Annotated in this window: 24 protein-coding genes; 10 read left to right on the forward strand and 14 right to left on the reverse strand. The window is 61.3% G+C overall.

What is annotated here, in order from left to right; translation table 11 throughout:
* A complete protein-coding gene (locus ACLD1X_RS04040) occupies positions 1 to 855 on the forward strand; it encodes a MaoC/PaaZ C-terminal domain-containing protein (protein ID WP_429366228.1) in 855 nt (284 codons plus the stop codon).
* Between the two features lie 595 nt (positions 856 to 1,450).
* Here the strand turns inward: ACLD1X_RS04040 and ACLD1X_RS04045 are convergent.
* Together ACLD1X_RS04045 and ACLD1X_RS04050 are read right to left on the reverse strand one after the other, a co-directional pair.
* On the reverse strand, positions 1,451 to 1,864 hold the full coding sequence (locus ACLD1X_RS04045) for a response regulator (RefSeq protein ID WP_429366229.1): 414 nt from the start codon (positions 1,862 to 1,864) through the stop codon (positions 1,451 to 1,453).
* Positions 1,865 to 1,939: 75 nt separating this feature from the next.
* Positions 1,940 to 2,137, reverse strand: a complete 198-nt coding sequence (locus ACLD1X_RS04050) for a Flp family type IVb pilin (RefSeq protein ID WP_429366230.1) — start codon at positions 2,135 to 2,137, stop codon at positions 1,940 to 1,942.
* Between the two features lie 323 nt (positions 2,138 to 2,460).
* On the opposite strand from ACLD1X_RS04050, the gene cpaB reads away from it, so the two are divergent.
* From cpaB to ACLD1X_RS04075, 5 genes are read left to right on the forward strand one after another with little or no spacing between them, the layout of a single operon-like run.
* Positions 2,461 to 3,402 (forward strand): Flp pilus assembly protein CpaB, encoded by a 942-nt coding sequence (gene cpaB, locus ACLD1X_RS04055; RefSeq protein ID WP_429366231.1) that lies wholly within the window; start codon positions 2,461 to 2,463, stop codon positions 3,400 to 3,402.
* A 26-nt stretch (positions 3,403 to 3,428) separates the two neighbouring features.
* Complete coding sequence (locus ACLD1X_RS04060) at positions 3,429 to 4,619, forward strand: AAA family ATPase (RefSeq protein ID WP_429366232.1); 1,191 nt, start codon at positions 3,429 to 3,431, stop codon at positions 4,617 to 4,619.
* Positions 4,616 to 5,896: a CpaF family protein gene (locus ACLD1X_RS04065; RefSeq protein ID WP_429366233.1), complete on the forward strand. Its 1,281-nt coding sequence runs from the start codon at positions 4,616 to 4,618 to the stop codon at positions 5,894 to 5,896. Before ACLD1X_RS04060 ends, ACLD1X_RS04065 begins: the two co-directional genes overlap by 4 nt.
* A gap of 9 nt (positions 5,897 to 5,905) precedes the next feature.
* Entirely contained in the window at positions 5,906 to 6,790 is an 885-nt protein-coding gene (locus tag ACLD1X_RS04070; protein ID WP_429366234.1) for a type II secretion system F family protein, read from the forward strand.
* A 2-nt stretch (positions 6,791 to 6,792) separates the two neighbouring features.
* Positions 6,793 to 7,683, forward strand: coding sequence for a type II secretion system F family protein (locus ACLD1X_RS04075; protein ID WP_429366235.1), 891 nt, complete (start codon positions 6,793 to 6,795; stop codon positions 7,681 to 7,683).
* On the opposite strand, the gene ACLD1X_RS04080 is transcribed toward ACLD1X_RS04075, so the two are convergent.
* From ACLD1X_RS04080 to ACLD1X_RS04090, 3 genes are all read right to left on the reverse strand, one after another.
* Positions 7,680 to 7,943, reverse strand: coding sequence for a DUF6124 family protein (locus ACLD1X_RS04080; protein ID WP_429366236.1), 264 nt, complete (start codon positions 7,941 to 7,943; stop codon positions 7,680 to 7,682). The two genes, ACLD1X_RS04075 and ACLD1X_RS04080, sit on opposite strands and share 4 nt — an antisense overlap.
* 791 nt (positions 7,944 to 8,734) lie before the next feature.
* Positions 8,735 to 9,517 carry a response regulator transcription factor gene (locus tag ACLD1X_RS04085; protein WP_429366237.1) on the reverse strand — a complete coding sequence of 261 codons (783 nt, stop codon included), beginning with the start codon at positions 9,515 to 9,517 and terminating at the stop codon, positions 8,735 to 8,737.
* Between the two features lie 114 nt (positions 9,518 to 9,631).
* Positions 9,632 to 10,102, reverse strand: a complete 471-nt coding sequence (locus ACLD1X_RS04090) for a prepilin peptidase (RefSeq protein WP_429366238.1) — start codon at positions 10,100 to 10,102, stop codon at positions 9,632 to 9,634.
* 75 nt (positions 10,103 to 10,177) lie between these two features.
* Between ACLD1X_RS04090 and ACLD1X_RS04095 the strand changes: the two genes are divergently transcribed.
* Both ACLD1X_RS04095 and ACLD1X_RS04100 read left to right on the forward strand, forming a co-directional pair.
* A complete protein-coding gene (locus ACLD1X_RS04095; RefSeq protein ID WP_429366239.1) occupies positions 10,178 to 10,618 on the forward strand; it encodes a TadE/TadG family type IV pilus assembly protein in 441 nt (146 codons plus the stop codon).
* On the forward strand, positions 10,615 to 13,383 hold the full coding sequence (locus tag ACLD1X_RS04100; RefSeq protein ID WP_429366240.1) for an ATP-binding protein: 2,769 nt from the start codon (positions 10,615 to 10,617) through the stop codon (positions 13,381 to 13,383). The genes ACLD1X_RS04095 and ACLD1X_RS04100 overlap by 4 nt, the downstream gene beginning before the upstream one ends.
* Here ACLD1X_RS04100 and ACLD1X_RS04105 read toward each other — a convergent pair.
* From ACLD1X_RS04105 to ACLD1X_RS04125, 5 genes are all read right to left on the reverse strand, one after another.
* Positions 13,353 to 15,335 carry a pilus assembly protein TadG-related protein gene (locus ACLD1X_RS04105; RefSeq protein ID WP_429366241.1) on the reverse strand — a complete coding sequence of 661 codons (1,983 nt, stop codon included), beginning with the start codon at positions 15,333 to 15,335 and terminating at the stop codon, positions 13,353 to 13,355. The two genes, ACLD1X_RS04100 and ACLD1X_RS04105, sit on opposite strands and share 31 nt — an antisense overlap.
* Before the next feature lie 149 nt (positions 15,336 to 15,484).
* Positions 15,485 to 16,048, reverse strand: a complete 564-nt coding sequence (locus ACLD1X_RS04110; RefSeq protein WP_429366242.1) for a DUF4136 domain-containing protein — start codon at positions 16,046 to 16,048, stop codon at positions 15,485 to 15,487.
* Positions 16,049 to 16,103: 55 nt separating this feature from the next.
* Positions 16,104 to 16,706: a DUF4136 domain-containing protein gene (locus ACLD1X_RS04115; protein ID WP_429366243.1), complete on the reverse strand. Its 603-nt coding sequence runs from the start codon at positions 16,704 to 16,706 to the stop codon at positions 16,104 to 16,106.
* Between the two features lie 12 nt (positions 16,707 to 16,718).
* Entirely contained in the window at positions 16,719 to 17,468 is a 750-nt protein-coding gene (locus ACLD1X_RS04120) for a methyltransferase domain-containing protein (protein ID WP_429366244.1), read from the reverse strand.
* Positions 17,468 to 17,770: a MazG-like family protein gene (locus ACLD1X_RS04125; RefSeq protein WP_007971343.1), complete on the reverse strand. Its 303-nt coding sequence runs from the start codon at positions 17,768 to 17,770 to the stop codon at positions 17,468 to 17,470. Before ACLD1X_RS04125 ends, ACLD1X_RS04120 begins: the two co-directional genes overlap by 1 nt.
* Positions 17,771 to 18,000: 230 nt before the next feature.
* Between ACLD1X_RS04125 and ACLD1X_RS04130 the strand changes: the two genes are divergently transcribed.
* The gene (locus ACLD1X_RS04130) at positions 18,001 to 18,294 is read left to right on the forward strand and encodes a hypothetical protein (protein ID WP_429366245.1); all 294 of its coding nucleotides are present in this window, start codon (positions 18,001 to 18,003) and stop codon (positions 18,292 to 18,294) included.
* A gap of 161 nt (positions 18,295 to 18,455) precedes the next feature.
* The gene (locus tag ACLD1X_RS04135) at positions 18,456 to 19,805 is read left to right on the forward strand and encodes an MATE family efflux transporter (protein ID WP_429366246.1); all 1,350 of its coding nucleotides are present in this window, start codon (positions 18,456 to 18,458) and stop codon (positions 19,803 to 19,805) included.
* 30 nt (positions 19,806 to 19,835) lie between these two features.
* On the opposite strand, the gene ACLD1X_RS04140 is transcribed toward ACLD1X_RS04135, so the two are convergent.
* From ACLD1X_RS04140 to ACLD1X_RS04155, 4 genes are all read right to left on the reverse strand, one after another.
* Positions 19,836 to 20,630, reverse strand: a complete 795-nt coding sequence (locus ACLD1X_RS04140) for a DUF4123 domain-containing protein (RefSeq protein WP_429366247.1) — start codon at positions 20,628 to 20,630, stop codon at positions 19,836 to 19,838.
* The gene (locus ACLD1X_RS04145; RefSeq protein ID WP_429366248.1) at positions 20,627 to 21,946 is read right to left on the reverse strand and encodes a type VI secretion system Vgr family protein; all 1,320 of its coding nucleotides are present in this window, start codon (positions 21,944 to 21,946) and stop codon (positions 20,627 to 20,629) included. Before ACLD1X_RS04145 ends, ACLD1X_RS04140 begins: the two co-directional genes overlap by 4 nt.
* Before the next feature lie 232 nt (positions 21,947 to 22,178).
* The gene (gene speA, locus ACLD1X_RS04150) at positions 22,179 to 24,092 is read right to left on the reverse strand and encodes an arginine decarboxylase (protein ID WP_429366249.1); all 1,914 of its coding nucleotides are present in this window, start codon (positions 24,090 to 24,092) and stop codon (positions 22,179 to 22,181) included.
* 219 nt (positions 24,093 to 24,311) lie between these two features.
* Entirely contained in the window at positions 24,312 to 24,683 is a 372-nt protein-coding gene (locus tag ACLD1X_RS04155) for a translation initiation factor Sui1 (protein ID WP_008016777.1), read from the reverse strand.
* Positions 24,684 to 24,787 lie beyond the last annotated feature (104 nt).

The following is a 24,787-nucleotide window of genomic DNA, read 5'->3' on the forward strand; positions in this document are numbered from 1 at the left end:
ATGATCACCGACTGGCACACACTCGACCGCGAACCCAGCCTGCCGGGGTTGTACGCACGAGCGGCGACGCGACGAAAAATCACCGGCACCACCTTGCCCGATGCCGGTTTGCATTGCTGGGTCGATGTCGACCCCAAGCGCCTGGCGGCCTATCGCAAGGTCTGTGGTTTCGCCGACAACGGCCTGCTGCCCCCGACCTACCCGCATATCCTTGGCTTTGCCTTGCAGATGCAATTGCTCACGGCCAGGGAGTTCCCGTTCCCGCTGTTGGGCCTGATTCACCTGAGCAATCGCATTCGTGTGCTGCGCCCCATGGGCGCAGTGAATCGAGCACGCGTCAGCGTGCAGGTGCAGAACCTGCAACCCCACGCCAAAGGCGCGACGTTCGATCTGCTGACCACCCTCGACGATCAGTTGGGAACACTGTGGGAAGCGCAAAGCCGGATGCTCTGTCGCGGGGTCAAACTCGAGGGCGAACCGCTCGAAGAACAACGGGCAAGCAGCTTGGCCCTGACTGAACTCGAACACTGGAAAGCCCCCTCAGACATCGGTCGGCAATACGCCAAAGTCTCCGGCGACTACAACCCGATCCACCTGAGCGCAGCCAGCGCCCGACTCTTCGGCTTCCCGACCGCCATCGCCCATGGCCTGTGGAACAAAGCCCGCACGCTGGCAGCACTGGCCGCGCATCTGCCAGTAGGGAATGTCGAGATCGCGGTGCAGTTCAGGAAACCGGTACGGTTGCCCAGCGAGGTGACATTGCTGGCCAGTGCGCCGGGAGCGAGCGGGGACTTTCAGCTGGTGGGTGCCGGGGACCTGGAGCATATGGTCGGGTATTGGCGGCCGGTGGCCTGACATGTTTGATGTCTGTGGCGAGGGAGTTTGTGCACACAGGTGATGAGTTCGACCGGATAATAAAGTCGACCATTAGGCCGCCTTCGCGGGCAAGCCCGCTCCCACAGGTCTTGGGTACGGCCAGATAACCAGGTCGGCCAGTAGGCCGCCTTCGCGAGCAGGCTCGCTCCCACAGAAGAGCAAAGCAGAGCAAAAGCAGATCGGCGTACACAGACGCTTTTCACCACACCACAGGCCGAGCGTTAGCTCGCCTGCCGCTCTTGATCTTGATCCACCCGCCCCCTCGGCAGGCTGAGCGGAGGTGTTCATCCGGGGAATGGCGCGTAGCGCCGTGCGGCGCTGCCGCACACATTGCAGGGAGGTGCAGCGAAGCAAACCGTAGGGCAATGCCCCCGGATGAATACCGGAGCGAAGGAATCCCGAGCCTAAGCGAGGGGCCGGACGTTCGGGGCGAGCGCTTTTTTTGCTTACTTTTTTTGAGGCGCTTGTTAAAAAAAGTGAGTCGCCGTAAGGGCGAAACCGCCAGCCGCCATGACCGAAGCAACGGATATGTACACCACACAACAACAGCCTGGTCGGCCCAGAGGCCGCCAAGTCACCTCCTGACCAGATAAACCTGCGGCAGCGGAAAAAGATTATTCAGCGTCTCCAACAACCGCACGTGATAAATCGGCTTGCGAAAAAGATCCAGCACCTGCAAGCGCAACATGTCACTGACATCGTCCATGTCCGCATGCCCCGACATCACAATCACCGGCAAATGCTCACGCGATGTATGCTCGCGCAGCCGCTTGATCAACGACATGCCGCTCTCCTCCGGCATGCGCAAATCGGTGATCACCAAAGCAATATCAGGATGTCGGGTCAGATGCTGCAGCGCGAGCTTGACCGAAGTGGCCGTAAAACAATTGAACCCCTCGCCCTCCAGCAACTCCGCCAACTCGAGCAATGCGTCCTCTTCGTCATCCACCAGAAGCAACTGTTGGCGTGGCTGTGCGAGAGCGTTCATGAGGTAACACCTGCAATGGACCAAGCACTGACGTTAGGATCCGTTTGACGCAAAATCAAATGGCCGACTTCCTTGTCACAGCGCGGCTTTAATCGTGGTGAACGTAGCGGAAATGGCAGTCTGGACACCTGTACTGAAACCGGCCAGTACCACCGCAACCATGGCCGCAATAATCGCGTACTCAATACCCGATGCACCCTCGGTATCTTTGGCCAGCCCTTTGTAAAAAGCGATCCCGGATTTGACCTTCTGAACAAGCTTGGAAAAAGACATGACATTTCTCCTGGACGACGACGGGTGTTGCACGGACGCAACATGATTCCCCAGTGCCAGCACCAGCATTGTCGGCATTCCCCGGCCCAACAACTGTAAATACGCATTAACACTAAAGTATTAACCGTTTCGTTGACGTCAAAAACCGGTTATTTCAGCGCAAGTTTGTACTTTCGTTAGATATTTTCCCCGCACTAATGGCATTTCGCTCTACCTGCGCTACGGTCAAATAGCAAAATAGTTCCATGTTCATAGCTGCCTGATTGCGAAGTTGTCTCGTTGGACTTGGCGGGGTTTAGCGCAGCAGGAAAGGGAGAGCCTTCATGAACAGCCGCGTCACTCTGGGCCTTGCCGGATTGTTTCTGTTCGGCGCCATCATTACCGGTTACTGGGGGCTCACGTTGAGTCGTCAACCGGCCCCCGAGCCCGTTGCCCAATCCACCATCGGTGCAGCACTCGCCAACGCTCAATCACCGGTAGAAGACCCTACCCGCCATCCCGTGGTCGTGCTGGTCAATGATGTCGCGCCGTTCGCGCCGATCACCGCTGCCGATATCGCCCTGGAACAATTGCGCACCGTCCCGGCCGGCAGCCTGACCAGCCTCGACCAGGCGATTGGCCGCACACCCTGGCGCGCCCTGACGGCCGGGAGCTGGCTCAATGACGAAAGTTTCGAGGCCGGCAGCAAACTGTCGCGGATGATCCGCCCCGATGAACGCGCCCTGGCGGTCGCCGTGGACGAAGTGGTCAATATCGGTGGGCAACTGACACCCGGTGACTATGTCGACGTGCTGCTGTTCCTGCGCATGGACACCCTCAATCCCCAGCCGACGGCCCAACTCGTGGTGCCCGCCTTGCGGGTGCTCGGGGTCGGCGAACAGTTGGGATTGACCAACGACGGCCAACCCTCCAGCCCGGCGCGCAACGCTGATGAAAAACTCAAACTGGATCAATCCCGCGCCACGGCCCGGACCGTGTTGCTCGCCGTGCCTGAAAAACTGGTAAGCCGCCTGATGCTTGCGACCCAGGCCGGCGTGTTGCGCCTGGCCGTGCGCAGCGCCGATGAAAAACGCCTGGCGCGCTACTGGGCCGGCGACAGCAACTCAGCCGCCAGCCTGGCCAATGCCAACCGCGAGTTGTTGCAGTTCAGCCAACTGGCCATGACCGGGCCAGCCAAACCCGTCGCCACCAGCCCTGGCGTCGCGCCGCGCAAGCCGAGCGTGGAAATCATTCGCGGCAACGAAATCACTCAACAAACTCCCTGATTCACGCATCGCAGCGGGTTATCGCAATGAGCCAGAACCTCAGTCAGACCTTCCTCGCGATCACGCGCAACAGCACCGACCTGGAATGGCTGCAAGGCGCGCTCGCGCCCTTGGGTCAGGTGGTCAGCGCCGGTGGCGGCAGCCTCGACGAACTGTTGGCGCTGGTGGACGTGACGTTTTCCAGCCTGGTCTTCATCGGCCTGGACCGTGATCACGTGGTGGCCCAAAGCGCATTGATCGAAGGCGCGCTGGAAGCCAAACCGATGCTGGCGATCGTTGCACTGGGCGACGGCATGGACAACCAGTTGGTACTGAATGCGATGCGTGCCGGGGCCCGGGATTTCGTGGCCTATGGCTCTCGCTCCAGTGAAGTCGCGGGGCTGGTGCGGCGCCTGAGCAAACGCCTGCCCGCTGTCGCGCCGAACACGCACCTGGGCCGCCTGACCGTGCTGTATGGCGTGCAGAGCAGCGCCGACGGCGCATTGCTGGCCACACACATGGCGCAAGTGGTGCAAAAAAGCGGTCAGCACACCTTGCTGCTGGACCTCGGCTTGCCTCGCGGTGACAGCCTGGCGTTGCTCGGCCTGGAGAGTTCGTTTCATTTCGGCGATGCATTGCGCCACTTGCGCCGGCTGGACGCGACACTGATCGACAGCGCCTTCACCAGCTGCGAAGCCGGGCTGCGCATCCTCGCCTACTCCAGTAGCGATGAACCACTGGACCACACCAGCGCCGCCGAGTTGTACATGTTGCTCAGCGCCCTGCGCCAACACTTCCAGCACATCGTGGTGAACCTCACCGGGCAGCCGGACAGCGAGGCGCTGCGCACCTTCGTCAGCCATTGCGACAAGCTGTTGTGGTACACCGATCAGAACGTGCTCGACTGCCGCCGCAACCTCGCAGTGCTCAATCTGTGGCGCGAAAAAGGCATGAAGCTCGATCACGCCAGATTGCTCATTGACCGCTACCTGCGCAGCGTCGCCCCGGACTCCGACACCCTGGGCAAGACGTTCGATCTGGAGATCATCGCCACCCTCGCCTACAGCCCGGAAGTGCGGCTCAACGCCAAGAACCAGGGCCTGACCCTGTTCGAACTGGCCCCACGCGAAGGCCTCACCCAGGGCCTGCGCGCCCTCGGCGAACACCTGGCCAGGCACTCCGAAGGCCTGGCCAAACCCAGGACCGGCTGGTTCAACCGCTTGAGGCGCGCACAATGAACAGTGAAAAACTCTTTGGTTCACCCCAGCGCGGCGCGGTCGGCAATACCGACCACGAAGGCCTGAAACTGGTACTGCACCGCTACATCATCGACGCCATCGAAGAGTCCGGGAAAAACCTGCTGGAAGGTTCGCGGCAGGCCCTGTCGCAGTTCGTGATCGACAAAGTGGCCGAGTACATCGCGCGTTTGCACCTGGCGATATCCCGCTATGAAATGGAGCGACTGGCCGAAGAAATCGTCGACGAACTCACCGGTTTCGGCCCGCTGGAAGTGCTGTTGCGCGACACGGCGGTGACCGAGATCCTGGTCAACGGCCCGCACCGGGTGTTTGTCGAACGCGAAGGCGTGCTGCACCTGAGTGACCTGCGCTTTATCGATTCGCACCACGTCGAACGGGTCATGCAACGGATTCTCGCGCCGCTGGGCCGACGCCTCGACGAGTCCTCGCCGATGGTCGACGCGCGCCTGCCTGATGGCAGCCGGGTCAACGCCATCATTCCACCGATAGCCCTCGATGGCCCGTGCCTGTCGATCCGCAAATTCCGCCAGGACATGCTCAAAAGCTCCGACCTGATGGCGATGCAAACCATCGACCAGGCGATCTACGAATTCATTCAGGACGCCGTGGGCAAACGCTGCAACATCCTCATCAGCGGCGGCACCGGCACAGGCAAGACCACGCTGCTGAACATTCTCAGCCAGTTGATCAGCCCGCACGAACGCCTGGTCACCATCGAAGACGTCGCCGAACTGCAACTGGGCCACCCTCACGTGGTGCGCCTGGAAACCCGCCCGCCGAATGCCGAAGGCCATGGCGAGGTGAAAGCCAGCGACCTGATTCGCAACGCCCTGCGGATGCGCCCGGACCGGATCATCCTCGGCGAAATTCGCGGTGTCGAAGTGGTCGATGTGTTGACCGCCATGAACACCGGGCACGACGGTTCGATGAGTACCGTACACGCCAACAACGCCCAGGATGCGCTGCTGCGCCTGGAGACCCTGGTGGGCTTGACCGGCCGCAGCATCGCCGAGCGCACCCTGCGGCAAATGATCTGCGCGGCGCTCGACGTGGTCATCCAGCTCACGCGCCTGCCTGACGGTCGCCGTTGCGTCAGTGAAGTGGTGGAAGTCGTTGGTGTGCGCGACGACGTGTATGTCACCAACACGCTGTTCCGTTTCGACCGCCACACCGGTTTCGGTTTCCTGCGCGAGGCGATCAACCCGGCTGGCGACAAACTGCGCCGGGACTCGGCGCTGTCTCCCTCGGCGTACTGAGGCCATCGCATGCTCAAACCGGCGCTGCTCATCCTCGTTTGCCTGACCCTTCTCGGCCTGTCGCTGCGCTTGCTCTACAACGGTATGCGCCAGACCGGCAATGAGCGGATCCTGGGGCGCCTGAACCAGGGGCAACCGCAGCGGGTCGTGCACAAATCATCGTGGGCAGGGCTTGAGCGGGCGTTCCTGCGCGCCGGGCTCGGACGCCCCACCGACCGCCTGGGCCAGTGGCTGGCGTTCTGGATACTCGGGGTGCTGCTGGGGTTTGCCGAGGGCGGCTGGATCGGCGCACTGCTGTTGCTGCTGGTGCCTCCTGCGGTGGTACGGCTGTTTGTCAGCTGGCGATATCAACGTCGACTCGCCCGGATGGTCGAACAGCTACCGATGCTGCTCGACCATGCCGTGCGCAGCCTGAAGTCCGGACGAACCCTGGCCGATGCCGTGCTTGGCGCCATCGATGCCGCCGAAGACCCGCTGAAAAATGCCATGGGCCGGATTCAGCGCAATGTGCAATTGGGAGTCAGCCTGGCGGACGCCGCGTCGGACTTCGCCGAGCTGTACGAAAAAGATGAACTGCGCTTGTTCGCGCTCGGCCTGAAGGTCAACCATCGTTACGGCGGCAATGCCAGTGAGCTGCTGGAAAACCTGATCAAGATGATCCGCGAGCGCGAGCAAGCGGCCCGCCAGTTGAAGGCCATGACCGGCGAAACCCGTATCACGGCCGTGGTCCTGGCCCTGTTGCCGGTGACGGTCGCCGGCTACTTTCTGCTCGCCAATCCGACCTACCTGCTTTCCATGTGGCACGACAGCTCGGGGCAAACCATGCTGGCGAGTGCCTTCGGTTTTCAGGTGATCGGCTGCCTCGCGCTGTGGCGCATGTTGCGTAGCCTATGAATATGAAGATGCCTTTGCTGATCAGTGCGTTACTCCTGTTCGGGGCAGCACTGTTGCTGCTCAGCGCTTTGCTGGAGCAACACCGACGAGCGCGCCAGGTGGCCCAGCGCCTGGATGGCAAGGCGCCTGGCGATAGCCACTTCAGCCAATTGCTGCATGCCCTGGGCGCCAGTCGCCTTGGACAGCAGTCGGTCAAAATGGACAACGAAACCCAGAGCCTGCTCAACCGCCTGGGCTGGCGCAGCGTTCGCCAACGCTCGATGTTCGCCGCCTTGCAGGTGGGCATGCCGGTGCTGGCGCTGTCCCTTTGCCTGTTGATCCAGGGATTGTTCTACCCGAATGTGCAGAACCACTGGATGGCCCCGATGCTCGCCACCAGTGCCGGCTATCTGTTGCCCAAACGCTGGCTCGCCGCCGCCGCACAGCGTCGGCAAAAACAACTCGCCATCGAGACGTCGACATTCATCGCACTGCTGCGCACCCTGTTCGAATCGGGCATGGCGGTGGAGCAATCACTGCGTGTGCTGAGCCAGGAAGGCAGGCAGTTGCTGCCCGCCCTGACCCATGAGTTGCGCCTGATACTGACCCGCGTCGACTCGGGCATGGAACTGGGCGAAGAGCTGAACAAAGCCACCCGATTGCTTTCGGTGGATGAATTCACCGACACCTGCGTGATCCTTCAACAATTGATCCATCAGGGCGGTGGCGCGATGAAATCCTTGCTGGCGCTCAAGCAATTGCTCGATGACCGGCGCCTGACGCGCCTGCAGGAATACATCTCCAAGATGTCCGCCAAAATGTCCGTCGTGATGATGCTGTTTCTCTTCCCGGCGCTACTGATCGTCCTCGCCGGCCCGGGCTTCACGGCCCTGTCCCGGGCCTTTGTCCACTAATCCTGCGGGTCGAGATTATCCAGCGCCCGATTCACCGCCAGCTCGCCGAGCATGATCACCTGCGCGATCCCCAGCATCGTATTGCGCTGCGAACCCTGCAGAAACCCCGCGAAATCACTCGCCATCACACTCGCCGACGCCAACGATTCACAGGCGTGGGCCAGCAGGGTTTCGGTATCGATGCCAGGGGCGATGACGAACATGGTGCCGGGTTTGTGAATGGCGGGTTGTTTGGGGGGATTGGGGGTGGGTTTGATCATGGTTGCACCTCTGGGATGAAATGGAGCCACGTCCAAATTGCCGCGAAACAAATTGGGGTGGCAGCTGTACGCGGGTTCGCGGACCGATCCCAGAGGCAGCTCGGCATACCCGAAGGTATCCCGCGCACAGTCGCCATGACACAGAACGACAGACACAAGAATGTGTTGTTGTCAGGTGGAGCGATTATGCCTTAGGAATCGAGCCGCGACGCCCGGACGCTGATTTTGCAGCGACGGACAGAGGCTAGAGATCGCACTTCCGACGGACAACCTGAAAAGCATGTCGGAGGTTTCCTAGGAAGTTGAGGAAAAAAACTAGGGATTGGTTGGCTGTCAGACCGCCTTCGCGAGCAGGCTCGCTCCCACAGTTGGGCAGGGGTATCTGAATGAAAATGGTCGGCTGGCAGGCCGCCTTCGCGAGCAAGCCCGCTCCCACAGAAGATCAGACTGTCGTCCCCCCAAACCACGAGGTCGAGCGTTAGCTCGCCTCGCTTGCTTTTGATTTGCCCGCCCCCTCGGCAGGCCTCGTTCCGGTGTTCATCCGGGGAATGGCGCGCAGCGCCGTGCGGCGCACGCCGCACACATTGCAGGGAGGTGCAGCGAAGCAAACCGTAGGGCAATGCCCCCGGATGAATGCCGGAGCGAAGGAACCCCGAGCCCAAGCGAGGGGTCGGACGTTCGGGGCGAGCGTTTTTTTGCTTACTTTTTTTAGGCGCTTGTAAAAAAAGTGAGTCGCCGTAAGGGCGAAACCATAAGTAGCCGTTACCAAGAAATCGGATATGTACACAAAATCAGTGCGCCAAAACCCTCTGCCGCAACCCCGAACCACTGGGCGACAAAGCCAAAGCCAACTGCGTCCGATTATGCATATGCGTCAACCGCAACACCTGCGACACATACAACTTCACCGTGTTCTCGGTAATCCCCAACTCACAGGCAATCTGATAATTGGTCTGCCCCTTGCCCACCGACCGCGCCACCTCCAGTTGCCGCGGAGACAGTTGATGGAAAATCGCCGGAATCTCCAGCCCATCGGCATCAGCGCCACCCCGGTCAAGCTCGCCAGCCACATGCGGACCACGTCGCACCTTGTCCAGATCCTGGTACAGATCTTCGATCGACTCGGACAAATACTGCAGCTTCTGATTCAAATGCCCCAATTGCAGGTGCTTGTGCCTCTCCTGCAAGACCACTTCCTGACGCTGCAATCCTTCGAACAACTCCTCCAGATCGATCGGCTTCTGGTAATAGTCGGCAACGCCAGCGCGCAGGGCCTTGATCACATCCTGCTTGTCGGCACACCCGGTCAGCATGATCGCCTCGAACGCCCGGTGCTTGCCCGACAGCCGTTGCAGCTCCTGCATCAACTCGATGCCGTCCATGCGGGGCATGTGCAAGTCCAGCAACACCAGGCCGATATCGAGATCATTGCTGAAACGCTCGATCGCCTGATAGCCCGACTCGCAGGGAACGCAACGGTAACCTTTACCCTCCAGAAATTCGCAAAGCTCTTCAACGATCAAGGGTGCATCGTCGACCACAAGGACTTTTACTGCCGAAGTAAACTTGCTCACGTGCAACTCCCTGTCAGGTCAAAGGTTGACCCGTCCCTCACTGACAGCCACCGGCTGAATGACTTCTGTCTGAAAAGTAGACCTAGTTTCAGGCTCTGTACATACAAGGGATGACTAGTGGAACCAGGCGAAGGTCAGCATCAACCCCACCAGCACAAAAGGTGCAAATGGCTGCTTCCTTGACATTTCAGGCGCCATATAAAAAAGATGGGTTCTAAGCCCTTGACTCATATGAAGCCAGACTCTTGGCGCCAGCAGCAGCCAGAAAACACTGGCCAATCCGGCGCCAATAAAGGTGCCGAGCACGTGCATACCGTCCGTCGCAAGACCCAGGGCCGCCATGAGTTTCACGTCGCCGCCGCCCAGGCGTTTCATGGCGTAGCCCGGTAGCGTGAAGCCCAGGGCCAGCAAAAATGCCCAGCCGCCCTGTTGCGCCTCGGCACCCAGCCAGGTCGTTCCGTTCCACAGCAACCAGGCCAGGGCCAGGGCGCCGGCACCCAGGGTCAGGCCATTGGCGATGTGCCGTTGCCGGGCATCCTGTGCGGCGCACAGCGCCAGCCAGATCAGTAGGACAAAGCTCTGCATTCGGTAAAAATCGTCCGTTTTGGCTGAATGATTCTATGCTGACATTACACAGTGTTGGTCAGGGTAGACACACTCATGAAAGCCAGCCTCCCCCACAAACAAAAAGGCGCCGCCGCGATTGAGTTCGCCCTGGTGTTCATCATCTTTTTCGGCGTGTTCTACGGCATCATCAGCTACAGCCTGCCGCTGCTGCTGATGCAGTCGTTCAACCGCTCGACCGCCGAAGCCGTGCGCCGCAGCGTGGCGCTGGACCCTTCCACCCCCGGCTACAATGCCGCGCTGATCGCCCTCGCCAAGACGGAATTGACCACGCAAACGGCCTGGATTCCACCGGCCCTGAATTTCAATACCGCAACCGACGCCAGTGTCACTTACGTCGGTGGCTTGCTGACCGTGCGCATCAGTTACCCCACCAATAAAATCAACGCCGCCATCCCGTTCCTGAACCTGCCGGGCATCGGTCAGGTGCCGAATCTGCCGGCGACCCTCACGGCCAGTGCGAGCCTGCAATTTTGAGTGCCGGCGACAAACTCTTCGGGCGCCTGCTCAATCGCCATCCGCCGCCCCCGCCGGAGCCGCAAGAGACACCGCGGGTGCACAGCTTCGGACTGCAGGTGCAACTGGATACCCAGGGGCGTGTGGTTCAACTGAGCGGTCCGCTGCGGCACTTGCTGGCCCAGCAAAACCCCGGCGCACAAGCACCGCACCTGCTCAACTTCCTGTTGCCCCACAGCAGCCTCGCCATCGAAGGAGTGCCGGCTGACTGGCAGGGACAAACCCTGGATCTGGACTTCTACAGCCTCAACGGGCCGCCGCTGCATCTGCGCGGCTGGGTGCAACCCTCGGCCGATGCCTGGCTGTTGCAGATGCTCGACATCGGCGACTTGCTGCTCGAACGCCGGCAGTCGCGCAACCGTGAACAGTGCCAGGTGCTGGCGATGCACATCGCCGAACAGTTGCGCCTGTGCAGCCTGACGCGCCTGCCCGAAATGCTGGGCGAACAACTGCAAAGCCTGGCCCAGCGCTTTCAGATTCCCTGCATTGCCCTGGCCTTGCTCGATGAGCTGGGACAGGGTTGGCAGATTCACCAACACTACGCAGCCCACGACGCACCGCAACTGTGGCAAAACGGCCAGCGCCTGGGCACGGGGCTGGACAGTTTGAGTGGCTTGTCACCACAGCACCTGACCCTGCGCGAACACCCGCGCCTGCAAGACACCTTCGGCAATGTCGATGGCTTCGCCGTGCCCTACCACGATGCGCAAGGGCTGGTGGCCTGGTTGCTGTGCGGTTTCTACACGGCGCCACAACACGCCCCCGACGTCACTGAGCGCGACTGGCTGCAAATCGCCGCCGCACTCGCCAGCCCTTTGCTCGAACGCCTGCGCGAGCACCGCCATCATCTGCAACTGGAACGCCTGGAATCGCTGCAAGCGTTGCTCGGCACAGGCTGGTGGGAAGTCTTCAGCGACAGCGGCGAGGTGCAGTTGGCACCTTCTCTGGCCACGACCCTGAACCTTGGAACGTCACGTTTAACCGTGCAGGACTGGCTCGATCAGGTGTATCCCGCCGACCGCGAGGAACTGCGCATCCGCCTGCAAGACTTGCAGGATTCGGGCACGCCGCTGTTGTTGTGCGTGCGCCTGTATCGCCCCGACGATACGCCCGAACCCATTTGGTATCGCCTGCAAGGCCAGGCGCTGGGCGTGGGGAAAAACCGTCGGCTGGTGGGCTTCATGCTCGACATCAGCGACATCAAGAACCAGGAGCAGAGCGCCGCCGCGGCCCATGCGCGCCTGGACAATCTGATCGCCAGTTCGCCAGCGGTGATTTATGTGCAGCGCTATGTCGAAGGTGCGTTGCAACCGGTGTTCTTCAGCGACAGCCTGTTGCCCTTGCTTGGCTTGAGCCTCGCCGACTGCGCGCCCGGGACGCTGGTGGAGCGGGTGCATCCCGACGACCGCCTGCAGTACTTCGAGCGCACGCGACGGTTGCTGCGTGAAGGCTCGGTGCGCGCCCGCTACCGGATACGCGACAGTCGCGGCGACTATCACTGGCTGCTGGATGAAGCGAAGCTGTTGCGCGACGACCTCGGCTTGCCGGTGGAAGCCGTGGGCCTGTGGCTGGACGTCACCGAGGCGACCCTGGCCACCGAACAGGTCAGGCAGAGCGAGGAACGCTACCGGATTCTGGTGGAGGACTCGCCGGCGATGATCTGCCGCTACCAGCCGGACCTGACCTTGACCTTCGGCAACCGCCCGTTGGCCACTTACCTGGAACTGGCGCCCGAGCAACTGCCGGGGGTGAACCTGGGCAGCTGGATGTCCGGGGAACAACGCGATGCGTTCACCCAACGGCTGCACCAACTGAGCCCCGAGTTTCCGGTCAGCACCGCCGAGATCAACCTGCAACTGCCCGGCCGCGAACACGCCTGGTGGGTCTGGTCCGATCGCGGGGTATTCGACGAACAGGGCCGGTTGCTCGAAATTCAGGCTGTGGGGCGCGACAACACCGAGGTGCGGCGCTCGCAGCAACAGCTCACGCAAAGCGCGAAAATGGCCACCCTCGGTGAGATGGCCACCGGCCTGGCCCATGAGATCAACCAGCCGTTGAACGTGATGCGCATGGCCATCGTCAATGTGCTAAAGCGGCTGAACAACGGTGACGTGCAGGTCGATTACCTGCTCGACAAACTCACCCGCATCGACTCCCAGGTGCAGCGCGCCGCGCGGGTGGTGGACCACATGCGGGTGTTCGGCCGCCGCTCGGAAATCGAGCAGCAACCCTTCAACCCGGCCCAGGCCATCGAAGGCACTCTGTCGCTGTTGTCCGAGGGCATGCGCGGCAAAGGCGTCGACCTGCGCGTCAGCGAGACCGGTTTTGAAGTGCAGGTGCGCGGCTACGTCGATCAGCTTGAACAGGTGTTGATCAACCTGATGGTCAACGCCCGGGACGCGCTGCTCGGCAAGCGCGAAACCCGGCCCGGGTTCAAGCCGTGGATTTCGCTGTATGCCGAACGGGATACGCACTCGGTCCGCCTGTGGGTCGAGGACAACGGCGGCGGGATCGACCCGCGTTTGCTGGAACGGATTTTCGAGCCGTTCTTCACCACCAAACCGGTGGGCGTCGGCACTGGCCTGGGGCTCTCGGTGAGCTACGGCATCGTCGAAAACATGGGCGGTAAACTGAGTGTCAGGAACTCCACCGAGGGTGCGCGTTTCTGCATCGAACTGCCGATTGTGCTGTCGGATCAGATCACCAGCGATGGGCGTCCCGAGTGACAACTGAGGTTGGCCCCGACCTCGACTTTGTTCAGGTCGATACCCAGGCTCGCCAGCAACGTGTTGATCAGCGTGTCCAGCAACGGGCTGAGCACCGTATTGACCGCATTGACCAGCGCTGCAGTGACATCGTTCAAAATCGTCCCCAAGCCCCCCACGATGCTGCCCGACGGCCCGTACATGTTCACACCGAGGTTGCTGACAGTGGTGTTCAGGCTGTTGACGATATTGGTCGTGGTGTAGGCGTAGTAGAACGGCGGCTGATTGATCTCCGGAAGGTTGGCCGCCGCCGGCGCTGAATAGACGTGGGACATGCTGGCATTCTGAGCAATCGAGGTGTTGAGCATGATATCGATGCCACCGCCAATGCCGGGCCGATGGTTGTAACAGCTTACGGGCAGGAACAGCAGCCGCTGGCAGGTCTTGACGCCGATATCGATGACCTTCAGAGGACTGACGTTGTTGGTGGGGGGAACGGTGGATGAGCCAAACACATCGGCCGGGGTGATCTGCCCGATCTTCAATCCGATCAAAGTGGTGGTGGTATTGGTCGTCAGGTTTTTATTCGTCGCACTCACACAGCTGTAAGCCGTGACATAACTCCAGGCACCGGCCGCCTCCAGTGCTACATCAATTCGGATGGGGGGTGGCAACAACAGGATTTCCGGCGTGTCGCAGGGCACGAGCAACGCACAGGTCACTGAGTTGACAACACCCACCAGGTCCAGGTTCAGCAATGCCTTCAGGGTGTTGGTCAGCGGTGCAACGAGATCGACGACAGCGTTGACCAGTGGTGTGAAGGCGTCCAGTACGGGCAGGTTGATCGACAACAATGTCTTGACCTGGGCTGTGCGCACATAGATCCGGTTGGGCCCCAATGGGGCCAATGCCGCGTTTTTCGGGTTGCCGATGGCAGACAGTTGCGGCGGTTCCATCACCTGCACCCGTGCAGTGATTTGCGCCAGCCCCGCGAGGTTGATCGGCAAGGTTGCGACCAGGGCATTTTTCTTGTTGGCCAGCTGCACAAACCCTTCGATCAGATCGAACGCTTTCAGGTTCACGGCAAGGGCCGAAATGTCGGTGCCACTTTCAACATGCAACATATTCCCCAGCACGACGGAAGTCGTACCCGCTGCCACCTTCAATGCCTGCAGGCTGACGATCGTTGCAGTGGCGCCTAGTGTGCCGCCGGGGTCCAGCACGTTGACGGCGGTCTGGATCAACTGGCTGACATTGACCGTACTGCCCAGTACCTGATCGTAGCCAGCCGCGGTCAGGCCGAGGTCGACTTTCAACCGATCGAGGTAGCCGAGCAGGCTGATGTCGGTATTGACCAGGCCGTTCCAACCCGCCGCACTGATACTGACGTTGCCGCCGAGCAATCCCCCGAACAGCAGGCTGGTAATGTCGGCCTTGCTGGTATCGAAGGTCAGGGCCGTACTGCGGATCGTCAATGCCGCCAAGGGGGGCGGCAGCGCGGCGACCGCCGTGGCGGTGAGCGTCATGGTTGACCCTGCCGGCGCACCGCCGAACAGCGCGCCAATACCTCCGGCAATACTCTGTTGCACGACGTGGCTGGCGATAACCCGGATAGCATCGTTTTTGCTGGAGTCTGCACTGAAGACCCGAAGGTTGTTGGCATCCAGTGCCAGCGTACCGCAAGCCACCGCCAGTGCGCGCCCCGTAACGGGTAACGCAAAACCATTGCGTTGGGCGCTGGCCGTGGCATAGGTGTTCGCGGTGGAGCCGGCGGAACAGTCTCCACCCCTTGTGGCCGCTTCAAGCGCGGCCATGTCGGCGACGCGCTGCAAACTGCGCTTTTCCAGGTACAGCCTGCCGGTATCGACCACCAACAACATGAACCCCAAAGCCAGGACCAGGGTCAACGCAGCCATCAAGCCGATCGCTCCCCGTTGCCGGGCCGGGCCGCGAAACTGCAGGCGGGGAGACATGGTGCACTCCTTTGCCGGCGCACTGCCGGACGCAACCTCCATGGGTGACAAGCAGTGTAGACAAGGGTGGTCGCAGCTGCTGGCAACTTGCCAGCGTCCAGCATAAAAAACCCCTGTGAGGCGCACAGGGGTCGAGGGACCGGGGGATTCTAAGAGGCGTGCGGTGGATAGTTGGCCAATATCCGCGTGATTGTTTCCCGGATGGCATCGCGACGATCCGACGGGTTCGGCGTGCGGCTGAGTATTTGTTCGTCACTGCCGCGCCACACCAGCTTGCCGTCCTTGCCATCGAGCATGTCGATCTGGAGGGTCGCTACCTTGTAGCTGACATTGCGCGTTTCGTTATACATGGGAGCGCCGTAGTAGCCATGCCACGGGTTACCCCAGCCGCCGCCGTAATTGGTGGTCACCTGTTGTTGCCGCTCTTCGACAACCAGATAAGTCTGCACATTCAAATCGCCCTTGGCGCCTGTAGCGGCCGGACGCAGACCGCGCTGATCCAGTTGATCGGCAACCGCCTGACGGATGCGCTGATCGGTCAGGTCACTCTTGAGGCGAGGATCATCTGGACGGTATTGCACGGCGGGTTCTTTCCAGGTCCAGCTGCGATAGGCAGCAAAATCGCGGCTGGCGTCGAAGTCATTATTGACCTGGTTGGCGGCGCAGGCACTGAGCAGCGCGGCCACTGCCAGTAATACAAAACGGCGGAACATGATGGTTCTCCGGTTGAAGGCATGATCCTGTGGAATGCTTCTTATCTACAAGAAGCTAACTAGGAGGATACGCCGACATCGCCTTTTCCACAGCCTCCCGAATCGCGTCGGCCCGCTCGCTTTCGCTGCCCCGGTTGCCGGTTTCAGCGCTCGAACTCCACACTGGCTGGCCGCTCTTGGCGTCGAACAGATCCACCTGAACCACCACGACCTGCTCTGAGTAGGTGCGCACTATCGGCACGCTACCGTACATGCCGTACCCCGGTCCGTAGCCGCCGTAACCGCCGTAGTAACCGTAATCGTCCTGAACCTGGCGCAAGCGGGTTTCCAGGCGCAGGTCGGCGCTGACAAACAGGTCGGCTGGGCGATTGTCGTGCAACGGGCGCAAGCCGCGTTGATCCAGCGCATTGCTGACCGCTTCGGCGACCTGCGCCGAGTCGGCCCAGGCGGTGCCCGCTGGCAGGTGCCCGTCGAGCCAGGCCCAGCTGCGGTAGCGGCCATAGTCACGCGGTGCTGCCGGGTAAGCGCTGCGGTCAAAGGTGTTGGCAGCCTGGGGTGGCGCCGGTGGCAAAGGGTTGGATGTGGCGACATAGGGGTTGCTGCCCTGACAAGCGGCCAGCCCCAGGCAGAACATCAGTACACCTGAATGACTTTTCATATCGCGCTCCGATCAGACAGGCCGACATATCCAGTGCAAGTAACGCCCGAGCCCGGCAAAGCCCGGGTGACGACGGTGGGCCAGTTCCATTTCCAGCAGGTCCGCCAGCGCGGCACGGGCCTGGAATTCCACCGGCATGTAATCGTGAAAAACCCTTACTCCACTCTGGGATTCGACCCGCCACAGACCTTCAAGTTGCGCCGCCAGCTCGCGTGGATCAAGGGGTTGCTGCGGGGTCAGGCTCTGCTTTTCGCCAGCCATGTCGTTCTTGCGCATCTTGCGGAAATGGCCCTTGAGCAAGTTGCGATAAATCAGTGCATCGCGGTTGTAGAACGCCAGGGACAGCCAGCCGTCCGCCTTGGTCAGCTGATGCAGCACCGGCAGGATGGCATGGGGTTCGGCCAGCCATTCCAGCACGGCGTGGCACAGCACCAGGTCGTAGGGTTCAGTGAGCTGCCCGAGCAGCTCCTGCCACGGTGCCTGAATGAACGTCGCGCTCTGCCCGGCTTCGGCAAAACGCTGGCGGGCGCCTTCGAGCATCGGTTCGGCTGGCTCGGCGAGGGTCACCTGATGGCCACGCTGGGCCAGCCACAACGACATGTGGCCAAGGCCGGCGCCGATGTCCAGAACGCGCAGCGGCCGGTCGGGCAGGATTTCGGCCAGATCGGCCTGCAGCACCGCCAGACGGATCGCGCCTTTGGCACCGCCGTAGATTTTTTCGGCGAAACGGGTCGCCAGTTGATCGAAATGACGGTCGCTCATCAGCTGAACCTCCGCTCGCTGTCGGCCAGCTTGCTGCGCACCACGGCCTCCATGTCCAGGCCCAGCTCGCTGCACAACAGCAACAGATAAAGCACGATGTCACCGACTTCCTGCCCGGCGTGGGCGAGTTTGTCCGCCGGCAACTGGCGTGACTGGTCTTCGGTCAGCCACTGGAAAATTTCCACCAGCTCGGACATTTCCACACTCGCGGCCATGGCGAGGTTTTTCGGGCTGTGAAATTGCCGCCAGTCATTGCGGTCACGGATGGCGTGCAGGCGTTCGGTCAGTTCAACAAGGTTCATCGGGCTCTCCTGAAGACGTATAGCTTCGGGGGGATGACCGAGGATGGCAAGGGGTGGGAGCGGGCTTGCTCGCGAAGGCGGAGTGTCAGTCGAATCATAACTGACTGGACAGCCGCTTTCGCGAGCAAGCCCGCTCCCACAGGTACTGTGCAACGCTCTATGCTTGTGGGAACTCGGCAGCATGATCGGCAGCCCAAGGCTCAATTCTTTTATATCAGGACGTTCACTCCATGCAGGTAGAAGGTTTTTTCGAATGGCTGGGCCAGGTACTCGGCTCGATCATCCGCTTCATCGTTGATGGCCTCAGTGGGCTGTTCAATCTGTTGAGCAACGCCAGCAGCAATTTTATCGAAGGCCTGTCCATGGCGCTGGGCATGGATACTTCGATCGTCAGCATCGTGACCTTGATCCTCGGGCTGATCCTGCTTTGGTCGGCGATCCGCGCATTTCTCAATGCGTCGTTCATCATGGGGCTCATCTGGTTGGTGCTGGGGCTCTGGTTGCTCAGCTGGATCATTCACTGACCCCACCGAACACGGTGGGAGCGAGCCTGCTCGCGAAGGCGGCATCCCATCCAGTATCAATGCGTCTGACAGAATGCTTTCGCGAGCAGGCTCGCACCCACAATCGATCGCGGAAGAATTCAAATGTGCCGCTACAATGCCCGCTCCGCCAAGGAGCCTGCATGTCCAACCTGACCGCCGACTGGCGCGACCGCCCTACCCATCGCCGGGTCTGGGCGCTCGCCGCGCCGATGATTCTTTCGAACATTTCCGTACCGCTGGTGGCACTGGTCGACAGCACCGTCATCGGTCACCTGCCCCATGCCCATCAACTCGGCGCCGTCGCGGTCGGGGCCAGTCTGTATACCTTCCTTGCCTGGGCCATGGGTTTTCTGCGCATGGGCTCCACCGGATTCGCCGCCCAGGCAGCCGGGCGTGGAGATGGTGCGGCCTTGCGGCAGATTCTGTTGCAAGGCCTGTTGCTCGCCATCGGCCTGGCCGTGGTGCTGGGTGCGGTGGGCGTGCCATTGAGCGGGGTCGCGTTGCACTTCATGCAGCCATCGGCGGAACTCGATCACCTGACCCGCGAATTTTTCCACACCCGCCTGTTCGGCCTGCCGGCGGCGCTGGCCAGTTATGCCTTGGTCGGCTGGTTTCTCGGCACCCAGAATGCCCGGGCGCCGCTGGCGATCTTGCTGAGCACCAACCTGGTCAACATTGCCCTGAACCTGTGGTTTGTCCTCGGCCTGGAATGGGGCGTGGTGGGTGCTGCCCGGGCCTCGGTGATTGCCGAATGGACCGGTGCACTGATCGGTTTGCTGATGACCCGCAAAGCCCTGCGTGCCTACCCCGGGCATATCGTCTGGGCGGCATTGGCGCTGTGGCAGAGTTGGCGGCCGTTGCTGGCGGTCAACCGCGACATTTTCATCCGCAGCCTGGCGCTGCAATCGGTGTTTTTCCTGATCACGGTGCAAGGCGCGCGGCTGGGCGACGCCACGGTCGCGGCCAATGCCTTGCTGCTCAATGGTTTGCTGCTCACCGCCCACGCCCTCGATGGCCTGGCCCACGCCGTCGAGGCCCTGTGCGGACATGCGCTTGGCGCCCGCGACCGTGATGCCCTGCGCCGCTCATTGGTGGTGGCCGGCGGCTGGTCGCTGCTGGCGAGCCTGGGTTTTGCCGCACTGTTCCTGCTCGCCGGGCATTTGTTCATCGAGATGCAGACGGACATTCAGAGTGTGCGCGACACCGCATTCATCTACCTGCCCTACCTTGCCGTACTGCCGCTGATTGCCGTCTGGAGCTACCTGCTCGACGGCCTGTTCATCGGCGCTACCCGCGCCATGGAAATGCGCAATGGCATGCTGCTGACCGTAGCGTTGGTGCTGCCTTTCGGCTGGGCGCTGCAAGACTGGGGCAACCATGGTCTGTGGATAACCTTTTTGTTGTTCATGTTGCTGCGCAGCCTGACCCTCGGCGTGATCGCCTGGCGCCTGCGCCGTCACGATGGCTGGTTCGCTGGCAGCACTCATTGAGCGGACGCGAGTCCACGCAATGAACGAGCATCAGGGTGGGTCGTTCTGCCACAGCTGACGCAGGCTATCGAGACGTTCCTGTTGAGTCATGCCCGGCAATGGCTGCACGGGCACGGCGTCGGGGTACTGCAAGCGCAGCCAGATCCAGCCATCAAGTACCGGGCGCTCGCTGAAACCCAGCGCCAGCCCCTCCTGCACATGGGCAAACAGGCGGGAGAAATCAACACCGGTGGACTGGTTCCAGCGCCAGGCATATTGCTCGAGCAGGCAGGTTTGCAGCGTTCCCTGTTGCCCGGCGCTGAGGCTCTCCTCGACGGCCAACGGGCTGACCGCCAGCCCAGGGTTGGACAAGCGCTGCCAGCCCTCGCACCCCATCGCGCGATCCGCCCAACTGCCACCGAACCAGCGCAACTGGTTGATGGGCCCTAGCCAGCGACTCAGTTCAGCGGCATCGCAAGCATCGAAAAAATAGCTGGCCGTGATCGGGTTGTAGTAGCTCAAAAGGGCCCGGTGCGGGCCAAGCGTAACCGTGAGCATGCGCCGTAAATGGGCCAGCAATGATGAAGCGCTGGCCTCGCTGACCATCAGTAATCCGGGCCAGCGTTGTCCGTCGACGATGCACAGGTCGGCCAGTGCCGGGCAGCTGCGCAGATCGACCAGCACCGGCCCCTGGTCATGCTGCGCATGCCACTGCGTACCTTCGAACAACCCGGACCAGCGTGCTTGCGCAAACATCTGCCGAAGTGCGGCACCCGCCTGCGGCGTGCCCGGCACATCCAGCAACAGCCACTGCGGGGCAGCCTCGGGTGTGCGTGTGGCGATCATGCTCCAGAGCTCTGGCCAAGCTGCGTCGCCAGACGGCAGGTGCACAATGCCTGTGCACAGTGCTTGAAGCTGCCACCGCCAGGCAGCTGGCACAACACCAGCAATGGCTCTCCCGACCGCAACCATTGCTCCACGCCCGGATCATCGGTGCAGGCGGCCTGGGGTACGTCGGTGCTCGTCACCTCGATCGTCGCCGGTGCGTGCAGCAATCCGGTTATCTGTGGTTGATCGGGATCGCCCTCGACAAAACTCACGACCAGCTCAGTCCCTTCCCGCAATGGCGAGAACGTTTCGGCCTGCAACGGCTTGGCCAGGGGCAACCAGCAATGACTGGGCGCGGCGCCTTCGCCCTGATAAAGCCAGTCGAATTGCACCGGTACCGGTCTTGCCGGGTCGGGGCGTGGGTCATCGACTTCGACGACCCACGCCCGTTGCAGGCTGTGCATCCGGGGTTTGACCGCCGCACAAGGCGGCTCGAAGCGGGCAGGCCAGCGCAGGGCACGGGCCTGATTGTGGTAAGGCGCCAGCGTATCCTGGCTGCCCCAATGCTCGACATGGGTCAGCAGCCAGAGTCGATTGCAATCGGCAACCGGATGACCGGACAGCGGCATCAGCCGGCCGCTACGCAAGGTCGCAAGGTCTGTCCGGCATTCGGCATGCACTGCCGCCGTATCACTGCGGCACTGACGTTCGAACTGCCGCACCGCCGGCCGACCGCCCTCGTTGCGAAATACCACCGCTGCCTCGGCAGGAAAATGCTGTCGGTCATCCCCAAACACCACACAGTGCCCGCGCGCCAGGTGTTCAAAGTGGTAGTGAAGCCGTTCCTCGGCACACAGACGCTGGAGAAATTGCAGGTCCGACTCTCGATATTGCGTACAAAAATCCCGGGGCGGGTATTCGTCGCTCAGTTCCAGGCGCCGGTCCTTGCCGGTAATGCCGTGCTCCTTGAGCACCTGGTCGAGGATGTGTGGCACTGAAAGGCCACTGAAGATTCGCTGGCTGAAGCGCTGGGCCAGGCAAGCCAGTTTTGGCCCCAGGCGCACCTGGCAGAGTCGGGGTCCCGAGCCATGATCACGCTGGACGAGTTCATGCAATTGTCCATGCACATGGCTTGCGTCGGGACCGAAATGCAAGGAGGCCGGGCGGTAAAGCAAACTGGCAAGGTCAAGCATCGGGTCATCGACCAGCAGTTCCAGGTCAAACACGAACGGCTCGCTGATGGCCTCTTTACCAGTAAAGGCCAGGACCTCCAGGGAGTCGGGCAGACCTGCTATATCCAGACGAAATGACGGTTCGTTGACTGGATTGAACATCGGCGATTCTCTACAGGAGGGGCGGCCGGGGATTCTCGCTGAGAGACATGGCCGAGTAGAGTGCCGAAATACAAATTAGGAAATAACCTACGCGAAAAGAAGACCAAATGCGTTGGGTAGTCGAGGACGCAGGAAATTCCCCTTGGACCGGGAGAATTGTCGCACCAGGTCATCTGAAATTTCCGAGGTAAACGGTAAAATTTCAGACAACCTGATTAGCGCGACGCTTGCCTCAGGAGGACAGGTAAGACGAACGGGTCAGCCCCAGACGCAAGGCATCGAGGAACTGTGTGCGCTCGGTTGCGCTGATGCGGGCACTGGCGCACTTGTCGCGGTAGTGAGTCATCAGCTCCTCCGGCGACAAGTGCACGTAACGCAGCATGTCTTCGATGGTGTCGTGGGTTTCGATACCGGCGTGGTACACGCTGCCATCGGCATTCTGGTAGATGTTCACCGAATCGGTGTCACCGAACAGGTTGTGCATGTCGCCAAGAATTTCCTGATAGGCACCGACCAGGAACACACCCAACAGGTAGTCCTCGCCTTCGTTCAGTGCATGCACCGGCAGGCTGGTTTCGATGCTCTGCTCGTCGACGTACTGGTTGATCTTGCCGTCGGAGTCGCAGGTCAGGTCCTGCAGCACGGCACGACGCAGCGGCTCTTCGTCGAGGCGATGCAACGGGATGATCGGCAGCACCTGGTCAATGGCCCAGGTGTCCGGCAGGCTCTGGAACACCGAGAAGTTGCAGATGTACTTGTCGGCCAGCTTGTCGTTGAGTTCGTCCAGCACCTGACGGTGGGAACGCTGGCGCGCCTTCAGCGAGTTGTGCAGGCGACGGCACACGGCGAAGTAGCACTGCTCGGCCAGGGCTTTCTCGGCCAGGGTCAGCTTGCCGTCGGCATACTGGGCAGCGACATCGCTCATGTAGTGCGTGGCGCGCCAGTAGGTTTCGGTGACCATCTCGATGTCGGTCGGACCCAGCAGGTCCACCAGCCACTGCACGGTTTCCGGCAGCGCTTCCTTGTTCTCGATCTGCGGAACGTCGTCGTTGTGTTTCTCGACATCGGTCACTTGCACCACCAGCATCGCGTGGTGGGCGGTCAGGGAGCGGCCGCTTTCGGAGAAGATGTTCGGGTGCGGCAGGCTCTGCGCATCGCAGAATTCCTTGAGCATCCCGACCACGACACCGGCGTAATCGTCCATGTCGTAGTTGATCGAACTGGCGTTACGCGAGTGCGTACCGTCGTAGTCCACACCCAGGCCACCGCCGACATCGATGTGGTCCACCGGCAGGCCGAGGTTGCGCAACTCGCCGTAGTAACGGATCGCTTCCTTGAAGCCGTGCTGGTAGTCAGCGAGGTTGGCGATCTGCGAACCCATGTGGAAGTGCAGCAGGCGGATGCCCTGATCCAGGCCGGCCGCGCGGAAACGCTCGACCACCGACAGCAGTTGCGCCGCCGACAAGCCGAACTTGGATTTCTCGCCGCCGGTGTCCGCCCACTTGCTCGACGCCAGGGACGACAGGCGAACGCGCAGGCCCACCTGAGGCTTGACCTTGAGCGAGGCCGCTTCTTCGATCACCAGACCGACTTCGGACTCTTTCTCGATCACGATGAACACGTTGTGGCCGAGCTTCTGGCCCATCAGCGCCAGGCGGATGAATTCGCGGTCCTTGTAACCGTTGCAGACGATGGTACCGCCCTTCGGCGCCAGTGCCAGCACCGCCAGCAGTTCGGGCTTGGAGCCGGCTTCCAGGCCGATGGAAACATTCTGGGTGGCGATGATGTTCTCGATCACCGCTTCCTGCTGGTTGACCTTGATCGGGTACAGCGCGGTGTACTTGCTCTGGTATTCCAGGCGTTCGATGTTCGAGTCGAAAGCACCCGTCAGTTGACGCACGCGGTCTTGCAGAATGTCCGGGAAGCGGACCAGCAACGGCAAGGACAGGCCGCTTTTGCGCAGCTGGTCGACTTGTTCGAACAGGTCGATAGGCGAGCTGCTCGGACCGTTCGGACGAACTTCGACGCGACCGGCGTCATTGATCGCGAAATACCCGGCCCCCCAATGGCGAATCCCGTAAACACTGCGGCTGTCCGCAACTGTCCATTGGCTGCCATCGTCTTTGCGTGTGCGTCGTACGGACATCGAAGTCCCCTATAAAGAAGTCATAGTGCGTCGCCTGGGTTCAGGCCGGCGCAGTCTAAAGAATGAAAATGACGGTTCGTCAACGAGGCAATAGACCCCGCCGACCGCTGTGAGTTTAGAAACCGGTCATGAACAGGCTCTGTGAAAACCATGTAGCTGACGCCAGGCCTGAATGTCATCAGGACCGGGTCAAGCCGAGGGTGGTTTTCACAGAGGCTGCTAGCCGCCGGACTTCTTCGCTTTGAAACCGAGCTTGATCAGTTCTGCCAAGAGTAGCTCGACATGATCGCCCTGGATTTCGATGACACCGTCTTTCAACGCCCCGCCGGTACCACAACGTTTTTTCAACGTCGTACCCAACTCCTTGAGCGCATCTTCAGCCAATGGCACGCCGGTGATGGTGGTCACCGTCTTGCCGCCACGGCCCTTGCTTTCGCGACGCACGCGCGCGATGCCGTCGCCGGCCGGGATAACGGTCTGTTTGCAGATGCAGGCGTCCACCGGTTTACTGCATTCCGGGCAATGACGACCTGCGTCGGTGGAAAATACCAGGCCGCCCAAGGCGGCGAAGGATGCGGCTTTTTTGGCCACCGGCAATCCTCTTTGGAGGACAAAGACTGGTCGCGGCACCTGGGAAGTGCCATCGACCGCGAAGCCCCACTCAGGCAGGGGCAGCGCTACTGAAACGGTACGAC

Source organism: Pseudomonas sp. 18173 (genome assembly GCF_050432945.1).
In the GTDB taxonomy this organism is placed as follows: Bacteria; Pseudomonadota; Gammaproteobacteria; order Pseudomonadales; family Pseudomonadaceae; genus Aquipseudomonas.